The sequence below is a fragment of the Gottfriedia luciferensis genome, from assembly GCF_002156865.1.
Taxonomy (GTDB): Bacteria; Bacillota; Bacilli; order Bacillales; family Bacillaceae_G; genus Gottfriedia; species Gottfriedia luciferensis.
Genome location: NZ_NCTA01000006.1, coordinates 110,623 through 129,468 on the forward strand (window position 1 = coordinate 110,623; position 18,846 = coordinate 129,468).

The window sequence follows — 18,846 nt, forward strand, 5'->3', positions numbered from 1 at the left end:
TTGTTATGTCTAATACCAATACTATTTTTTTATGCCTTGTTTCAAGGAGGATTTGTTAGTTGGTTTTTATTCTATAGTTGTTTACCGATCATCTTATACTGTGCGGCATTATCATTTTATCCTTTGGAAAATCTTAAAGTGACTAGAGAGCTTCCTAAAAACGTTTTCAAGGTCGGTGATCCGATAAAAGTTATTATAACCGTAAAAAAGTCATTTTTTTTACCAGTATTTTATTTTTTAATTGAAGAAAATTTCTCAAATAATTTACATAGTACTGACAAGCAAACATTTACAAAGGAGCTTATATTAGCTGGCTTTAAAAAGGAATGTTCCTTTGACTATGTCATTCCAAAATTACCACGAGGGGAGTACTTTATTAATCCCTTAACAATAAAGATTGGTGATCCACTGGGTATTTTTGAATCGAAAAGAAAGTTCAACATGACGAATAGGTTTGTAGTATTTCCTCAGTATTCGGAACTTTCTTATCGTGTACTTGAGCATCAGAATAATCACGGATCGACAGTTTCAAGTCATCACTTTCATCGAGATAGATCAATGGCTGTTGGTATAAGAGAATATCGCTCTGGAGATCGGTTTTCCTGGATTAATTGGAAAGCTTCAGCAAAACGAAATGAGATGATGACAAAAGAATTTGAAGTAATCCAATCAAATGACCAATTTGTCATAATGAATTGTGCTCAAAATGATTTGTTTGAATCAATTGTCTCGTTTACAGCATCTTTTCTGCATACTGTACTGAAAAGTGGTATTCAAGTTGGCTTTTTAACAAATAACAAAAACCGAGATTCTTTTCCTATTAGAGGGGGAGAGGGGCATTTTCAAGAGCTTTTATACCATCTTGCGAAAATAGAAGCAAATCATACTTCACCAATTGAACTGGTTTTAGAAAATGAACTTCGATTGATTCAACAAAATGTATCTTATAACTTAATCACCACCGATTTATCAAAAAATTTGCTCGAAAAAGCTAGTTTGATGAAAAATAGAGAAGGCTCTTTTACAATATTTGTTATTAAGGCAAAGTCTATGGTCGTATCAGAAAGTGAAAAATCACTCATTTCAACCGCCAATGCACGCGGAGTGAAAACAATCATTGTACGTGAAGGTAATTTTAATGCAGCCTTTACAGGGGGAAATCTACGATGAAAAAAAGTAATTTCACCTTATTTTTGTTATATACATATAGCTGTATATTGTTATTGGAATGGGTAAGACCCATTGGTCATTTGAACACTATCGATCATATGAAAGTTTTCATGTTTTACATGTTAATTGTTTTTACACTAGCTTTTTTTAAAGCAAAAAGAGTCCTACAATGGCTTATTAACATATTTTTAGTTTTAGTCTTCATAAATCGCTTCTACTATGAATTAGGTTTCTTTCATATTAAATGGCTATTCATTTTTATTAAGCATATAGTTGAAAACATGATTTGGCTTTTAACTGGACATTTAAATGAATTAACGAATGATTTCAAGACATTTTTATTCTTACTTTCACTTTCTGTATTCGTTTATTTGATTAATTACTTTTTAAACCGTAATTGGTTATTTTTCTTATTACTTTTGACTGTTCTATTTCTTTCTCTATTAGATTCGTTTACCGACTACAGTGCCAAATATGCTATTGTTCGAACCGTTATTTTTTCTTTTATTGCCATGAGTTTATTAACTTTTGACAATCTACTAGAAAAGGGAAGAGTAAATTATTATTCAGAATATGTAAAAAAGTGGATGATTCCGCTCGTTAGTATGATTATTCTATTTGTTCTAATTGGATCTTTTGCCCCTAAACCTTCACCAATCTGGACTTTCGAGAATTGGCCATTCCAAGGATCAAAACATGTTAACAATAGTGGTTCCGGTGGAGGAACAAAAACTGTCGGGTTCGACACAGATGATTCAAGATTAGGTGGTCCGATAAAAAATAATGATGACCCTGTTTTTCAATATGAAGCAAATCAAAGTACATATTGGATAATGGAAACGAAAGACACCTATACAGGTCATGGTTGGGTAGCTTCTGGTTCGACACAGCTTCCTTTGAAAAAAGAAGATTTTGTCATGTTAAATACTTATCCAGATGCGATAGAAACGAAAATTGAAACAGCAAGAATTAAAATTGATGATAACTACCAATATAACTATATTATGTATCCTCAAGGAATTCATAAAATAATAAACATTCTACATTATAAATCCGCTCTTAATGCTTTCAAAGTTGATACAACAATTAACAGAATTAGCTATTTTAATAAAGGTAGTATTCCAGAAATTCCAACTAGCTTTGAAGTAGAATATGAGTTACCTAGATATGATGCAAAAGATTTAAGAAAAACTGAAAAACCTGATTCGAATAGAATTGATGGTGACTTTTACCAAAAATATACTCAATTACCTGCAAATTTACCTGAGAGAATTGTTAAGTTGGCGCAGCAAATAACAAAAGGAAAAACAAATTGGTATGACAAAGCGAAAGCAATAGAGAATTACTTTGATAAGGAAGATTACATTTATAGTCAAAAAAATGTTGCTTTTCCTGGTCAGAATGTTGATTATGTAGACCAATTTTTATTTGAAACGAAAACTGGTTATTGTAATAATTTTTCAACATCAATGGCAGTCATGCTTCGAACGCTAGGCATACCGACACGCTGGGTTAAAGGATTCAACGGCGGTGATTTTGTTAATAACAGTAAAGGAGACTCATCAAAACAAATTTACGAAGTAACTGTTAACAATGCTCACTCATGGGTTGAGGTATTTTTACCAAATCAAGGTTGGGTTTCATTTGAACCTACTAAAGGCTTTTCAAATGAACTAACGATCAATAATAGAAGCGAAAAATCATCAACCACAGCAAATTCACAAACGACCAAACAACAAGATTTACCTATAAATGGTATAAAAAATAAACAGAAGCCTGACCTAGAAGTAACAAGTAAAGAGACAAAGAAAACCGAAAAAACAAATTACTTTGCTAGTATCTGGAATAAAATTAAACTGGCAATTAGAAGTGTTTGGGTAAAGATTTTTCTTTATCTAGGATTTGCCCTAACTCTTATAAGTATCATTTATCTATATCGTAGAAAATGGCTCCCATACTATTTCATATTAATTTACCGTTTTAGTAAAAAAGAAAATAAGCTTGAATCAGCCTACCTTACATTATTAAGCCAATTAGCTCGTTATGGATTAAAAAGGAACGAAAACGATACACTAAGAAACTATGCAAAATACATTGATTCTATTTTTACTACAAACGAAATGACCGAATTAACTAAGTATTATGAGCAATACTTGTATAAACAAGATAGCCAGCAAGAACATTGGGAGAAATGTTTAAAGTTATGGGAGAATTTAATGAAAAGGACGATTTAGTTTCTAGTGATTTATCAATTGTTGAAATAATGCTGTATATAAAATGGATAAAAAAACTGGTGAAAGATACTCACCAGTTTTTTTATTTTGATCTTATCAATGGTCGTTTTCTAGCAACTATTCTTTTTTTATTATGTGGGTTGGAGTCATTATAAAAAAGGTACTTGTTCGTTGAAAATCATCTTTAACGCAACTGACACTTGTTATCAACCAAATATTATCAAATACATAATAATTAGTTGATAATATCATAATAATTAGAAAGGTTTTCCATTAAAAATTGGTAAAATTGTTTTTTATAAAGGTGATGATCGATAATGCGCTTCAAAAAGCAGACTAGTTATCTTAAAAGTTATAGAAGAAATAAAGAAAAAATTAATAATGATAGCCAATTAATAAGTAAACGAATAACAATTAACGTTGATCGATTAAAACAAGAATTAGGAAATTGTTCTGATTTAGTAATACGTGAATTTAAAATTGCCCCAAAAAAAGGGGTGATTGCTCACATTGATGGGATATCAGATACTAAAATTGTATCTCAGTTTATTCTAAGTCCTCTTCAATCTATTTCATTTGAAGAGGTAAAAAATAATACAGATTTAGAAGTAATGACTAATACGTTTAAAAAACATGTTGCTATTTCAGATATAAATGAAGTTGATGATTGGAATGAATTAGTACAGGCACTATTATTTGGAGATACAGTTATTTTACTTGATGGGAGCTTAAAGGCATTAGTAGCAAGTACTCGTAGTTTGGAATCTCGCTCAGTAACTGAACCAACAACACAAACCTTAATAAGAGGGCCAAAAGATTCTTTTACAGAATCGCTTAGAACGAATACCTCACTAATTAGGGCTCGAATTGCGAGTCCATCACTACGAATCGATGCACTTACAATTGGTGAAATATCTAATACTAGTATTGCCATTCTTTACATAGAAAATATAGCGAAAAATGAAACCGTACAAAATGTAAAAAATAAATTACAATCAATTTCAATAGATGGAGTACTTGAATCTGGATATATTGAGTCATTTATTCAAGATAAAAAATTTTCAATATTTCCAACGATTTTAAACACGGAAAGACCAGATGTAGTATCTGCTAATCTTCTTGAAGGTAGGGTTGCCATATTAGTAAATGGTACGCCCTTTGCTTTAACAGTACCTACTACTTTTTTTCAGTTCTTTCAATCACCAGAAGACTATTTTGAAAAATATGAAATAGGTACATTGCTACGGACCTTAAGAATTATAGCTTTTTTTATCGCTTTTTTAACACCTGCAATTTATATAGCTTTAATTACTCAACATCAAGCAATGATTCCCACTATATTAATCATAAGTATTGCTGCACAGCGAGAAGGCGTCCCCTTACCTACAATTGTAGAAGCAATGATACTAGAAATTGCATTCGAGTTATTACGTGAAGCAGGAGTTCGTATGCCAAAAGCGGTAGGTCAAGCAGGTGCTATTGTCGGTGCATTAATATTAGGACAAACAGCAGTTCAAGCAGGTTTAGTTTCAGCAGCTACTATTATTGTTGTAGCAATAACGGCAATTGCTAGCTTTACCATCCCTTATTATAATATGGCGATTACAGCCCGTATTTTACGTTTTATTTTCATGATCGCGGCGTCTTATATGGGATTATATGGGATCGTTCTTCTTCTATTAACAATTGGTGCTTATTTGTGCAAACTATCTTCTTTTGGTGTTCCTTATTTGAGTCCTGTAGCACCATTTATTTTAGATGAACAAAAAGATACCTTTTTACGATTACCATGGAATTTAATGAAAAAACGTCCTTCTACTGCAAAAGAAAAGAATAAAAATCGATTGAATTCTAAAAATGGTGAGCCAGATGAAGCAAATTAAGTATATATGTATTTTTATATGTTTAATGAGTATCGTTTTAGGACTTAATGGATGCGGAAACTATTCAGAAGTAAATCGTTTAGCGTTTGTAATAGGTTTTGCAGTAGATAAACCAGATCCAACTAAAGACTTATATCAAGTTACATTTCAAATCGTAAAACCGAATCAAACATCTAATCCAACTTCCGGGGGTGGTGGTCAAGGGGTTCCAGTTGTTAATTATACAGGCATAGGCCGAACAATATCAGAGGCGGCACGGAATTCGTCAAAGAAAATATCTAGAAAGAGTTTCTATGCACATACTGCCGTTGTAATCATTGATGAAAATACAGCAAAAGACAGTATTATAAAAGTCACCGATGCACTTCAAAGGGATCCTAAAATACCATCAAGAGTGCCAGTCATAATAGCAAGGGACACTTCGGCACAATCTATCTTAAAAGCAATAACTCCTTTGGATTCTATTCCAAGTGAATCATTGATCAATCAAATATATAACACTGAAACTGTCCTAGGAGAAAGTTCAGTAGAGCCAGTTATTAAAATCGTACAAAGAGCTACTTCAGTTGGAACAGATGTTTTTATTAGTGGTATTGGTTTTCAAGGAAATCCTGAAGAGGCTTCCAAAATAGAAGAATTAGAGTCCCAAGAGCCTTTTTCGTTGTTAATAACAAAAGGAATTGGTTTATTCAGAAATGATAAACTTGTGCATTGGATGGATGGGAAAAAAGCTCGTGCATTACAGATTGCAAATAATACTTTGCGGCAAACAAATGTGACTGTCCCTTGTGGAAATCATAAATTCATCTCTGTAACGATTAATAAATCAAAAGCAAAAACTAAAGTTGAATTAAAAAATAAAATTCCTGTTGTTAACTTGAAGGCAAAGATGGATGGAAATATTGAAGAAGTAACCTGCGCGTGGAATTTTAACAAACCAAAAACAATAGAAAAAATTGAGAAAAAAGCAGGGGAAATAATTGAAAAAGAAATAAAGCAAGCGATTATAGAAAGTAGTGATAATAATTGTGAAGCTTTTTCATTAGGACATAAACTTGCAATTCACCATCCAAAACAGTGGGATAAAAATAAAAAAAATTGGAATCAGTTAGAAAAAAAAGCAAAACTAAACGTCAAAGTTGAACTCTCGATTGAAAGAACAGGAATGCGTACAAACGTTGGGAAAGAACGTGAATAAGTCTAGGGGAGGGAACAAAAGATGAATGCGAGTAGAATCAACTCTTTTCAGTTATTTAGTTTAATAGTGATATTTGAATTAGGTAGTGCTCTATTAATTGAAGTAGGAAAAGAGTCAGGAAAAAACAATTGGATCGTTCTGCTACTAGGGACAGGGATTGGTTGCGTATTATATTTAATTTATACTAGCCTATATCAATATTATCCTCATTTAATCTTTACAAGTTTACTTCAAAAGATATTGGGGAAATTTATAGGGTGGCCAATCGGGGTAATCTATTGTTTATATTTTATGTACCTAGCTGCTCGTGTCCTTCGAGATTTCTCCTTTTTATTAATTACAACTGCATATGAAAACACTTCAATGAAGTTGATTGCATTTTTAATGATAATAAGTGTTATGTATATAGCAGCAACTGGATTACAAGCATTTTCTCGTCTTTCAACATTAGGTTTAATAATTGTATCGTTAATCATCGTAGTTTTTCTCACATTAGAAATGCTTAATAAATTACCTGATTCTGAAAATTTATTACCGATTTTAGGAGATGGTTGGAAGCCGATCCTACAGACACTATTCCCAACTGTAATAACAATTCCATTTGGAGAAATGATTACATTTAATATGCTACTACCATTTTTATCAAAGTCTAATCAAGCAAGAAAAATAGGTCTTAGCGCTATTTTAATAAGCGGATTTTACTTAAGCTTTTCAGCTGCTTGGCATATTGCAATCTTAGGTGAAGATACTGTTATTAATAATACATTTCCAATTTTGACAAGCGTTAGTTTGATAAATTTGGCAAATTTTATAACAAGACTAGAACCATTTATCGTAATGTTTTTAGTGATTTTTGGCTTATTTAAAATATTAATTTTCTTTTACTGCTCAGTCATTGGGTTTGCCGATTTATTGAAAATAAAAAATCCTAACCGATTAATCATACCAATTGGTTTAATAACATATGTATTGTCTAAATACATTGCATCCAATTCCGTAGAACATCTTTATATAGGACTAAAACTTGTGCCTTATTACATACATATTCCTTTACAAATTATTCTGCCGTTTATATTGCTAATTACTTCGTTTGTGCGAAATAAAATAACTTATGGTTAGGTTGATTATTGAACACAAATTCCCAATTGAGAATAGAGTGTCAATTTTTTAAAGTTCAAAACTAAACAATTAGGTAGAAGGATTTAAAAAACAAACCAAAAAGATTACTTATGGTTTGTTTTTTTGTAATGTATTAAATTGTTATTGAAAATGGTTGATATGTTATAGGTGTGTAAACTCTTATTTTAATACTAAAAAAACTTTCAAGAATCAACCCTTTTTTTATAATGATAACTTACTAGATTTAACTCATTAACCAATTCTTTAAAGTATTGAATATTAGTATCGAATTTCGGAATAGTTCTATATTCTTCTGCATTTTTTACAAGTTTTACAACTAAGTCATTAAAGGGTGTTAAAATTCCTGTTCCTTTTGCATGATACGGAATAACTCCATTAATACAATCTATTTCTGTGTTAATTTTCTTTTCAAGGTCTTGTAACATACTTGCTTTTAATAAAGATTGTGGTTTAAAAATCGTTCGAAATGTTTCAACTCGATTTTGGATATCTATTTCATTTTTTATTTCGATAGAAGCTATATCGAAACCATGCATGGAAGCAAATTTTATCCCCTTTGCTTTGCCGACTTTAATTGTTTCATCCGCTAAATGAACTGCACTTATTACACCATATTTATTCTCTATTACTTCACCAAATGTGCAACCAAGCGCTGCAGACATTCCACTCAAAGCTACGTTTACTAATAGTTTAGACCATTTTGTTCCATCAAGATTAGTAGAAATCACAGTGTTTCCAACAAGATCTAAGATGGATTTTATATGTTGGATTCGATCGGTAATTGAACCATCAAGTTCACCAATTTCAAAGGCATGATCCTTAAAAGTTTCATATGCTGTAGTTAATTTCGATACACCAGGTTTAACCCAAGTACCACCAAATTCTACTGAACCTGCAACTACACGTTCTTTCCCGATAAGTGTAGCAATTTTTTCTTCTGGGATACCGTTTTGTAACGAACAAACCACGCTATTATCATCTAAAAAAGGTAGTAATTCAGTTAAAATCGAATCATTATAAAGTTGTTTTGTAAGTAAAAGAACTAAATCATATTTTCCTGTCATTTCTTTTGGCGTAATTGCTTTTACTGGTACAGTGATGTTTGTAGAACCAATAATTTTTGCACCCGACTTGTTTAACTCATCAATATGTGCTTGATTAACGTCTACTAATTCTACTTCTTTTCCACCTTGAGCTATAAAAGCTCCAATGATTGTTCCTAATGAACCTACTCCTAAAATTGCGATTCTCATTTTAAATCACTCCTATTATTTATTTGCATCAAGATAATTAAATACTGGCTGTGCTGCATTTAAAGTTAAATCAGTTAAAATATGTGATGCTGAAATAATTTCCAATACCGGTAGATCAGCAAAAGGTGCTAGGGCGTGTTCAAATAATTGCAGTCTTGCAGGACCTGACCATGCTTCTTTAATTTTAATATCAGTAATTTGAGTTCGTACTAAATCACATATTCTTAGTTGCCCTTCATATCCAGTTGCAATTTTTATCATATAATTTGGACGAGAAATTTCTTTCAGTGCATCATTTTGATCCATTGGTACGTGCTTATAACCCATTGTGGCGGTTGCAACTCGTATTGAACCATAATCAAGTGTCCCGACTAATGTATCTGAGTCCACGTATAAATTTGGTGCTCCTAGTTTTTTCGGGTAGGCAGATAATTCGCGTCCACTTGCTATGGCAGGGAAATTGTCTACATACATTGAGTGAACATAGTCACCTTCTTCTCCATTGAAGACAACTGGAATAACCTGACCTGATTCAGTATAAGATCCAAGTCCAGAAACATCAGGCATTCGCATAACCTCAAAGCGAACGAAAGGTTCAATTATTTCTAAAGGTTCAGGGACCATTTCACGTAAGACGTTCATATCAGTTCGATAAACGATATTTAAATATTCTCGATTTACAAACTTATATGGAGGCAACGGATATGCTTGAGAAGTCAATGGTGTTGTTAAGTGTTTTGATACGTTTTGAATGTTCATTTTAATTACCCTCCATCAGCGGGAATTCTGTTATTTTGACATTTCGTCGAACAGAAAGTATCCCCGATTAGCTTATTATTAAATTGAAAGATTTAATAGTAAGTAGTATAAACGATGATTTATAGTAAAATATATTTAATAAAAATTAATTATGTTTAAAAAAAATTTAAGGAAGTGAGTTTAATGAATATCATCCAACTTCAATATTTGATTGATGTAGGAAGATTAGGATCATTTACAGATGCAGCTAAAAAAAATCGAATGACAGTGCCTACGATTAGTCAATCAATTGCTCAACTTGAAGCGGAGTTGGATGTAGAACTTTTTTCAAGATCAAGAAAAGGTACAATCCCAACAATAGAAGGAAACGTAGTTATTCAGCATGCTGTTAGCGTTCTTAAAAATATCGAGCGAATGAAAAATGACATCTCGTTATTAAAAAGTGAAAATAAAGGGAATCTTGTTATTGCAACAATTCCTGGAATTATTTCAAAAATGATAAATACGACGATTGGATTTAGAAAGGAATTTCCACATGTTAATATCCAACTTGTTGAGGGGGATTCTGCAGTAGTTTTGAGCCAAGTAAAGAATGGAGACGCAGATTTTGGCTTTTTATCATTTAGTTCAAAACTTGAAGAGGAGTCTTTAAACTGGGAGCCATTAATAAAAGGGGAGACAGTATTAATTGTAAATAAACAGTCAGATTTAAGATTTAAAGAGAATATATCTGGTGAGGATTTATCAGATGAAATGATCGTCTTATATAATGACCCTTACTTAATAAAAATTACTCAAAATATATTATCTGAAAAATCGAGGAATGAAATTTCTTTAACTACTAATAATGTTGAAGCGATTTTTCAAATGATAATAAATGGAAATGCTGTGACAATTTGGCCAAATTATCTCGTCAATTTTTTCCCACAGCACATTAAAGATCAAATAGTGACTATTAGATTAAAAAAGTATAAAACCATCCCATATTACTTGTGGAGAGTAATTAGAAAGGAAGAAAAAGTAACTCCAATAATCGAAAAATTCACTGCACAATTATTTATTGACTAAGCTTCAAAAATAGAAATTATTTAACTAAAAGTTTATTAGCTAATAAGACTAAGATAATAATGACGAATGAGTTAAAATAATCGTTTGCACACATAAAAAAAGCACCATATTCGTAAAAGAGATGGTGCTTTTGTTTAGTATATTTATGATGCTGAATAGCGCCATTAAATGATTTTTAAGCTTTTCTATCAATTAGTACCATAAGATTTCGTGAAATTTGAATACTAGTTCAAAATTTAACTATTCAAACTAATTATCTGAAAATTTAAAATAAAATAGTGGACAGATGTTCATCTGATTTTACAAATATAGGAGGAGTATTATGTCAAAACGTAAATTGATTCATGTCTCCGCAGTTCTTACTGTATTTCTTTCGTTCAGCCCTGTTATGTCATTAGTATCAGCAAAAACAAACGATCAAATGAAAGGAGTTACAAAGAACACAGTTATCTCACCAAAATTATCTGAGAAAGAGAGTATTGTAACACCTTCACCAGCTGAAAATCTTGCTTACAGTTTAGGGTTACAAGCATTTATTTATGGATATCCTTTACTCTCATTAGACCGTACGAAACAGCTTCGAGCGACTACGAAATCGAATGATTGGTTGTTATTAAATAAATTTAGATATAGTGAAACATTAGCAACTGCAGACGAAAAAAGTGCAATGGCACCAAATAATGATACATTATATTATGATGCATGGTTAGATCTCTCTAAGTATCCAGTTATGGTAAATGTTCCTGATACAAATGACCGCTATTATAGTATTCAACTTGTTGATGCATGGGACAATACTTTTAACTATATTGGTCGACGAACGACAGGAACCAAAGAAGGACACTTCGTAATTGTACCACCTAATTGGAAAGGTACTTTGCCAGAGGGGGTTACAAAGATACAAGCACCAACTGATCATGTTTGGGCTTTAGGTAGAATTTTAGTTAGAAATGACAATGATTTAACCGAAGCAGTTAAATTAGAGAAGAAATTTACAATCACAAAGTTAGATGGGAAGAATCCAATTTTAAACGAAAGAAGGAACGTTCTTTTAACGAATTCAAAAGTGGAAGCGCTAACATCTAAAGATTTCTTGACGTTATTAAATGAAAAGATTCGTAAAAATATGCCTAGCCAAGAGGAGTTTTCATTTTTAGATCAATTTAAAGAAATTGGTATCGATCCTACTGTGAAAGACCCGCTGAAAAATATTAGTCAAGACACATTAAAAGGGGTTGACCGTGCAATAAAAGATGCTATTGACATTATTAAATATAAAGCTCAGCAGCGAGCATCTTCTAAGGATTGGCATTTTAGTTTTGATGGTGGTGTATACGGACATAATTATTTATTAAGATCTGTTATCGCATTTAATGGTACAGTTGCACATATTCCTGAAGAGGCACTTTACTCAAGCACTTTAGTTGATAACACTAGCACTCAACTAAACGGAAAATATCAATATGTATTACATTTTGATAAAGGGAAATTACCTGATGTGCAGGCATTTTGGTCATTAACTATGTACGGGACAGATTTTTATTTAGTAAAAAATCCAATAAACCGTTATAAAATAGGTAATTTTTCAGATGATCTTAAATATAATCAAGATGGTTCATTAGATATTTACATTCAACACGATCTACCAAAAGGGAACGAATCAAACTGGTTACCTGCTCCTGAAGGAGATTTTAAATTAATAATGCGCTTTTATCAGCCTAGCTTTAATGTGTTGAATGGTAGTTATAAAATGCCTTCTGTGCAAAAAATAAATTAATCATTCGAAATCGAGCAATACTTAGTATTCAGGCTTACAACGGTATTGTAAAGTATTTAAATCAACATGATGGCAACAAGTAAAACCCACCTAAGTAAGGTGGGTTCTTTATTTAGTAATTAATTTCCTTTTTCAGTAATTGAAGAAATTTCTTAGTAATACTCGATACAGGTTTATTGTTAGCTTGAATAGTCCATAATGGGTTAGGATTAAAATTAGGTAATTCAATTGGAATCGTATACATCTTACCAGTTAAAACATTTATGTCTGTATTTAAAGTCTTTTCATATGTTAATGTTATGGCCAATCCTTCTACAACTGCATTTTTTATGATTTCTGTATTTGTAGCAGAAAAAAGAATGTTAACTTCATCAAAGAAAAGATCAAAAATTCGCTTTACGTGCTCACCATTATATAAAGCAAATTTCTCATTTTTTATATCCTCAGGTGTTAAGACATCAAACCTTCTTAATGGAGAATCCTTCCCTACACAAATACACAATTTCCCATCAATTATTTTTTTATAATGAAGATCAATTTCACTTTTTAATTGAGCTTCATTCATAGGAAGCAATCCTAAGTCGGACTTGCCAAGTTTAATATGATTTGCTACTTCCATAGGACTCATTTCATACATGTATACATCAACATCTGGTGATTCCCTTTTTAGCTCCAAAACCGTATTAAATATTACATTCGTTAAACTGGGAACATATGATATTTTTAATATTGATTTTTTTATGTTAGCTTGAGTACTGATCATTTCTTTTAATTCTTCGTATTTAGATAAAATTTCAGCTGCTTTCCTTAAAACAATTTTACCTTCTTCAGTTGGAAGGGTGCCTGTTTTGGTGCGTACAAAAATCTTTAATCCCCATTCTTTTTCCATTTGGGTAATGAATTGACTTATTACCGAAGGAGAAGTATGGAGTTTCTCAGCTGTTTTAATAATCGATCTTTCTTTTGCAACTTCTATAAGATAGTTAATCTTCTCTATGTACATCCTTTTCCTCCGTAGTATTACATAAATCAAACAAGTTTTTTTTATTATACATTAGTAGGCAGAATATTTGTAATAATTATTCGAAAGTGATATCAATCTAATCTTTTTATCAAAATATTTATAATTTTTTTCTTTCATTCCATTCATATCTCATGTGGAATTTCGTGAAATTTAAATACCTGTTAAATTTTCACTATTATACTTAAATAGGCTGAAAATTTAAAATAATAATAGGCAATCATGTTGTCTAAATAAACTACTAGTAATGAATGATAGAATTCTATTTTTTAGGTATTTTATTCTGGATTACTAGAGAAAAAATGGGGGTAAACAAAGGATCATGAGAAAAGCACGAAATAGTAAAATGACGAAAAGTTTTGCTGTATTTGCATTATCATCTAGTGTTATTTTAGCTCCAATCATACCGGTATCAAATGTTACAAATGCTGAAGGTTTATCAAAAGCAGAGTCTATTTTAGCGAATTTAAGTCCGGCTCAAAGACAGGCTCTAGAAAAACTTTCAAACAACGATCAATCAGGACTATTTTTAGATTCAAGTGTTAATCTTGAGAGTTCTAGTAATGTTTCCGTAATAGTTGAATTTAAAAATAAACCACAGAAAGCTGCTATGTTAGAAGCTGCAGTCGAAGGGAAAAGTTTGTCTGATGAACAGGCAAAGAACAATGTAGATGAAGATCATACGACTTTTAAATCTGACTTAATGGATACTTTTAAAACAAAGTCAGAAGGATCATATAAAATCAAACGTGAATATAAACATGCATTTAATGGAGTATCAATAGAAGTACCTGCAAATAAGATAAAGGATTTACTAAAATCAGGAGTAGTACAAGCTATTTATAGCGATTCTACTGTTAAGGTTGAACAACCAACCGAAGAAGCACAGCCATCTAATGAAGCAAAAGGGCAAGGTATGGCAGCCGAACGGTCATATTTAAACATCGATAAATTACACGATGAAGGGTTTACAGGTAAAGGTGTAAAAGTTGCAGTACTCGATACAGGAGTCGATTATAACCATCCAGATATTAAGAATGCATATAAAGGCGGATATGATTTCGTTGATAACGACAATGATCCAATGGAAACAACATACGATGATTGGGTAAAGGCAGGTAAGCCTGGAGGTACTACAGGAGCAACAACTTATATGACGGAACATGGAACTCATGTTTCGGGGACAATTGTCGGTCAAGGAATAAATGATAGTGAGTATGCAACTACAGGAGTAGCTCCTGGAGCTGATTTATATGTTTATCGAGTTCTAGGTCCTGGCGGAAGTGGTTCGACTGAAGATATTATTGCAGGGATTGAGCAAGCTGTATCAGATGGAATGGATATTATGAACCTTTCATTAGGGGCTAACTATAATGATCCATTATTCCCGGAAAGTATTGCAATTAATAATGCAGTATTAAGCGGTGTAACAGCAGTTGTGGCTGCTGGTAATTCCGGGAATGGAATGTATACAGTAGGTACTCCCGGCGGAGCTGCTTTGGCTTTAACAGTAGGCGCAAGTGATGTACCAACACAAATTCCTACAGTGAAAGGACATCTTGATAATGTAAATTCAGATATGCACTTACTGGCAAAAAATTTTAGTGATAATCTATCAACACTTTTGAGTAACAATTACACGATCGTTAATGTTCCAGGAGTTGGACAAGCTAGCAATTACACGAATTTAGATGTAAAAGGAAAGGTAGTATTAGTTGCTCGCGGAACCAGTACAATTAACGATAAAATTTTACAGGCGAAATTAAAAGGTGCAGCAGCTATACTTATTTACGATAATGTGGCATCTGAAGGATATATGCCATTTTATTTAGGAGAAAGTTCGGACTTTATTCCTTCATTTAATTTAACAAATGTTGATGGACTTGCTTTGAAACAAAAAATTTCTGCAGGTAACACTCAATTTGCATTCAGTGATATTGGGAATATTTCAACTACGGGAGATAATTTAGCTGATTTTAGTTCACGTGGACCGACTCGTGTAAATTATGAAATTAAACCTGAGATTACGGCACCAGGGGTTAATGTATTATCAACAGTGCCAGGATTTTTACATAATCCAAATGATCCAACTAATTATCAATACGCTTATGAGCGGATGTCTGGTACTTCAATGGCAACTCCATTTACAGCAGGTGTTGCAGCACTATTATTACAAGCAAAACCAGACCTTCAACCAGAAGATGTAAAATCAATCTTAATGAATACAGCTGACCCTTTAAGCAAACCATATTCAGTATTTGAAGAAGGTGCGGGTCGTATTGATCCTTATCAAGCTATTCATTCTACGGTTGAAATTAAAGTGAAAGAGAATACTCCGACTATTATTAACGGAAAAGAAAAACAAATAAACATCGATACAGGAGCGCTAAGTTTTGGTAATGAAGTTTTCACGGGAGATGATCTTTCAGATTCTCGTACAGTAACATTAATGAATAGCGGAGAAAAAGCAAAAACCTTTGATGTAAAAGTCAATTACCAAGGGGGTCTTCGTGGATCAAAAGATGCTGTAGCAAACGGAGTAACAATTCAAGCACCATCATCAATTACATTAAATGGTGGTAGCCAAAAGAAAATCAAAGTATCTTTAAACATACCTAAAACTGCTGAAAAAGGAATTTACGAAGGGTATGTAGTGTATACAAATAAAGATAATTCATCTGAAACATACCGTGTCCCATTTGGAACACACTACGTTGAGCAAGGTTTCCAAGATTTGACTCTTAAACGTCAATCGCTGTCAACAGATCGAAATAATTTAAGTACACCTTTATTCAACCCTTATTTATTGGCAACCTTTTCATTAAAATCTCATATGAGATATATAGACGCTGTACTTTATGATGTAACAACAGGTGAAGATTTAGGAATTACAAATGAATTTGATGGTAATTATTACGATGAAGGAGTTCAATACAATATTCAACCGTTTATGGGGTATTATTATCCATTTACAGGTGATACAAATAATCCTATTAACATGAAGCCAGTTTTAGCAAAAGAAGGTCATTATAAACTTAAGTTGATTGGTTATGATGATAAAGGAATCGCACATACAATTTCACAAGACTTATTTATTGATAATACAATGCCAAGTCAATTTGACGTTCATGTAGAAGGGGAAAAACCGGGTAATCCATTTATCGAATATAAGCCAGATCAAAAAACGATTCCAGTTTCTGCGTCAATTAATGATAAAATTGTCGATCAAATGAAAACTGAGGGAATAAATACAGATCAATCACAAAATACGATAGGTTACTATTATAATAGTTTTAACTTAACTGGAAAACTTTCATTAGATGCAAATGGTAATGCGAAAGACCAAATAACGATGAATCCAAATTTACCTATGTTAAATGTTCGATTTGTAGGGGTTGACCAAGCAACAAACTTTAACGGTATGAAACAATATTTATTTGTAAAAGAGGGTACACCATATGTTTATGGACAAGCAAATGTCCCTACGAGATTAAATCAAGTCAATGCACAAGTAGGAGATACGTTGACTGTAACATTAACTGCTAATAATGCAAGTAAATTAAAACTAGCAAACTATAACTTTACAACGAGTACTTTAGATACAAATATTGTTAACATTGCTTTAAATCCAGAAGCTAAAAAACTTGGTGGACAATTAAATGTAACAACAACAAATCCAACAAGTACAACAGTGAAATCAAATGTAGATGTGGTATTTGATGGTTCACAAGATGTATCTGGGGATATTCCGATGGTTGACGTTACAATTAAAATACCAGACTTAAAGGACGTATACACTTATTCTAGCTTTTACAGTGTAAATTCGACATTTACAAGTGTTGACAATACTGTAACTAAACCCATTACAGCGGTCGTGCCAATTAATATTTTGCCGAATTTTTCTAGTGTAATTGGTTATATTCAACCTGAAACTTTCAAAAATTCAGATGGTACGTTGAAGACATTAGATTATACGAAATTAGGAGCAAAAGTAACAGTCATAGATAGTAAAGGTAAACCATACACAGGCACAATGGATACAAGAGGTCAGTTTACTATTTCTGGGTTGCCTGTTACGAAAGATGAATTTACGATCGTCACAGATATTCCGGGTCATTTTACAACTTCAAGTAAATTCGATAAAGCTTACAATACATTAGATGGATATATATACGGATATAAATTGAGATTAGGAACTGAAACGATTGATACTGCTACTGCGGGAGATGTTAATAAAGACAATGTTATCGATATTCAAGACGCTCTAACAATCCAAACATATTGGGGAACAAATAAACGATCAGCGGATATTAATTTCGACGGTACAGTCGATGCGAAAGACTTTGCATATGTAGAGAAGAACTACTTATTACAAAACACTGCATTTGATAACGTTCCAAAACCAGTTAAACAATATAAAGGAAAAACGTTGGATGATATTAAAAATGAGTTAGGAATTCAATAAATTTTTACATTTTCATATCTTAAAAAATGAATCACGTAATTTATTTGCGTGATTTATTTTTATTCTAGGAGAAGAATTTCAAACGTTTTGGATCAAACTTTATTATTACCTTGTAAGAGTAATTAGCAAATATCTATATTTGCGATATAACCAAAAACAATGAGCGGGGATCTAGCTATTACTTAAAAATATTTTTAAAGAACATCACGAGTTTACTTAATTTCATATGCAATATGGAGATTCAACATCAGTCATAAAATCGAAGCAAGAATTGATCAAAAATTTATCAATGGCATGTTGAATATTCATGTGCAAAAGACATCCAAAAATTATAGTGTTAGGGAATCAAGAATACTCCTAATAATGATTTAATAGGAGGTGAGTACGTGTAAGTACGTGGTTCTAGGTTTCTTGTGTTATTCTAGTTTACATAATATATATTATAGGAAGTTGAAGTAAAAACAATAAATCTCATCTCAATACATAAGTATTCTTAATGTTTTGAGATGAAACAGAAAATTTAACTATAAACCGATGATCTAATTCATTTTAATATTTTAAGCAAAAATCTAAATTTAAATGCTTATTTAGTTCAGTTTAATTAATTTGCACTAAAATTCCATATTAATTTAAATGAAATTTTGAGTTTTAAAAATTAAATAATGATTATTACATCATTTAATTTAATTAGCAGATACTTTTTTTGCTTTTTATTTAGTTTTCAAATTTCTGCTGCAGCTTTACTAATTTTTTAAACTCAATTATTTAAATTGTTTAACTATTTAACAATTTGAATTAAAGTTTGATGTAATTATTTATAAAATATGTCACTTTGTCACTCTTTTATTTTTCCCATTTTATATAATTACTTCACAACA

11 protein-coding genes are annotated in these 18,846 nt (G+C 31.8%); 8 read left to right on the forward strand and 3 right to left on the reverse strand.

Annotated features, from left to right (window positions below):
* The first annotated feature begins 138 nt into the window (after positions 1–138).
* From B7R67_RS07160 to B7R67_RS07185, 5 genes are all read left to right on the forward strand, one after another.
* Positions 139–1,170 (forward strand): DUF58 domain-containing protein, encoded by a 1,032-nt coding sequence (locus tag B7R67_RS07160; protein WP_235822110.1) that lies wholly within the window; start codon positions 139–141, stop codon positions 1,168–1,170.
* Entirely contained in the window at positions 1,167–3,404 is a 2,238-nt protein-coding gene (locus B7R67_RS07165) for a transglutaminase TgpA family protein (RefSeq protein ID WP_088068951.1), read from the forward strand. Before B7R67_RS07160 ends, B7R67_RS07165 begins: the two co-directional genes overlap by 4 nt.
* A 317-nt stretch (positions 3,405–3,721) precedes the next feature.
* Positions 3,722–5,287, forward strand: a complete 1,566-nt coding sequence (locus B7R67_RS07175; protein ID WP_088068954.1) for a spore germination protein — start codon at positions 3,722–3,724, stop codon at positions 5,285–5,287.
* Positions 5,274–6,485: a Ger(x)C family spore germination protein gene (locus tag B7R67_RS07180; protein WP_158095046.1), complete on the forward strand. Its 1,212-nt coding sequence runs from the start codon at positions 5,274–5,276 to the stop codon at positions 6,483–6,485. The genes B7R67_RS07175 and B7R67_RS07180 overlap by 14 nt, the downstream gene beginning before the upstream one ends.
* A gap of 21 nt (positions 6,486–6,506) precedes the next feature.
* Complete coding sequence (locus B7R67_RS07185; protein ID WP_088068958.1) at positions 6,507–7,604, forward strand: GerAB/ArcD/ProY family transporter; 1,098 nt, start codon at positions 6,507–6,509, stop codon at positions 7,602–7,604.
* A 203-nt stretch (positions 7,605–7,807) separates the two neighbouring features.
* Here the strand turns inward: B7R67_RS07185 and B7R67_RS07190 are convergent, their stop codons facing one another.
* A complete protein-coding gene (locus B7R67_RS07190; protein ID WP_088068960.1) occupies positions 7,808–8,878 on the reverse strand; it encodes a ketopantoate reductase family protein in 1,071 nt (356 codons plus the stop codon).
* 15 nt (positions 8,879–8,893) lie between these two features.
* Positions 8,894–9,637, reverse strand: a complete 744-nt coding sequence (locus B7R67_RS07195) for an acetoacetate decarboxylase (protein WP_167374907.1) — start codon at positions 9,635–9,637, stop codon at positions 8,894–8,896.
* Positions 9,638–9,820: 183 nt separating this feature from the next.
* Between B7R67_RS07195 and B7R67_RS07200 the strand changes: the two genes are divergently transcribed.
* Both B7R67_RS07200 and B7R67_RS07205 read left to right on the forward strand, forming a co-directional pair.
* On the forward strand, positions 9,821–10,705 hold the full coding sequence (locus B7R67_RS07200; RefSeq protein ID WP_088068963.1) for a LysR family transcriptional regulator: 885 nt from the start codon (positions 9,821–9,823) through the stop codon (positions 10,703–10,705).
* Between the two features lie 322 nt (positions 10,706–11,027).
* Positions 11,028–12,482: a DUF1254 domain-containing protein gene (locus B7R67_RS07205; RefSeq protein WP_088068965.1), complete on the forward strand. Its 1,455-nt coding sequence runs from the start codon at positions 11,028–11,030 to the stop codon at positions 12,480–12,482.
* Positions 12,483–12,594: 112 nt separating this feature from the next.
* Here the strand turns inward: B7R67_RS07205 and B7R67_RS07210 are convergent, their stop codons facing one another.
* Positions 12,595–13,485, reverse strand: a complete 891-nt coding sequence (locus B7R67_RS07210; RefSeq protein WP_088068967.1) for a LysR family transcriptional regulator — start codon at positions 13,483–13,485, stop codon at positions 12,595–12,597.
* 340 nt (positions 13,486–13,825) lie between these two features.
* Here B7R67_RS07210 and B7R67_RS22740 point away from each other — a divergent pair, with 340 nt between their 5' ends.
* Entirely contained in the window at positions 13,826–17,968 is a 4,143-nt protein-coding gene (locus B7R67_RS22740; protein WP_088068969.1) for a S8 family serine peptidase, read from the forward strand.
* Positions 17,969–18,846: the final 878 nt, after the last annotated feature.

Bases quoted from the DNA above. Each gene is read 5' to 3' on its own strand.
- B7R67_RS07205 (WP_088068965.1), top strand. From the start codon at position 11,028: ATGTCAAAACGTAAATTGATTCATGTCTCCGCAGTTCTTACTGTATTT.
- B7R67_RS22740 (WP_088068969.1), top strand. From the start codon at position 13,826: ATGAGAAAAGCACGAAATAGTAAAATGACGAAAAGTTTTGCTGTATTT.
- B7R67_RS07195 (WP_167374907.1), bottom strand. From the start codon at position 9,637: ATGAACATTCAAAACGTATCAAAACACTTAACAACACCATTGACTTCT.
- B7R67_RS07185 (WP_088068958.1), top strand. From the start codon at position 6,507: ATGAATGCGAGTAGAATCAACTCTTTTCAGTTATTTAGTTTAATAGTG.
- B7R67_RS07180 (WP_158095046.1), top strand. From the start codon at position 5,274: ATGAAGCAAATTAAGTATATATGTATTTTTATATGTTTAATGAGTATC.
- B7R67_RS07175 (WP_088068954.1), top strand. From the start codon at position 3,722: ATGCGCTTCAAAAAGCAGACTAGTTATCTTAAAAGTTATAGAAGAAAT.
- B7R67_RS07190 (WP_088068960.1), bottom strand. From the start codon at position 8,878: ATGAGAATCGCAATTTTAGGAGTAGGTTCATTAGGAACAATCATTGGA.
- B7R67_RS07210 (WP_088068967.1), bottom strand. From the start codon at position 13,485: ATGTACATAGAGAAGATTAACTATCTTATAGAAGTTGCAAAAGAAAGA.
- B7R67_RS07200 (WP_088068963.1), top strand. From the start codon at position 9,821: ATGAATATCATCCAACTTCAATATTTGATTGATGTAGGAAGATTAGGA.
- B7R67_RS07165 (WP_088068951.1), top strand. From the start codon at position 1,167: ATGAAAAAAAGTAATTTCACCTTATTTTTGTTATATACATATAGCTGT.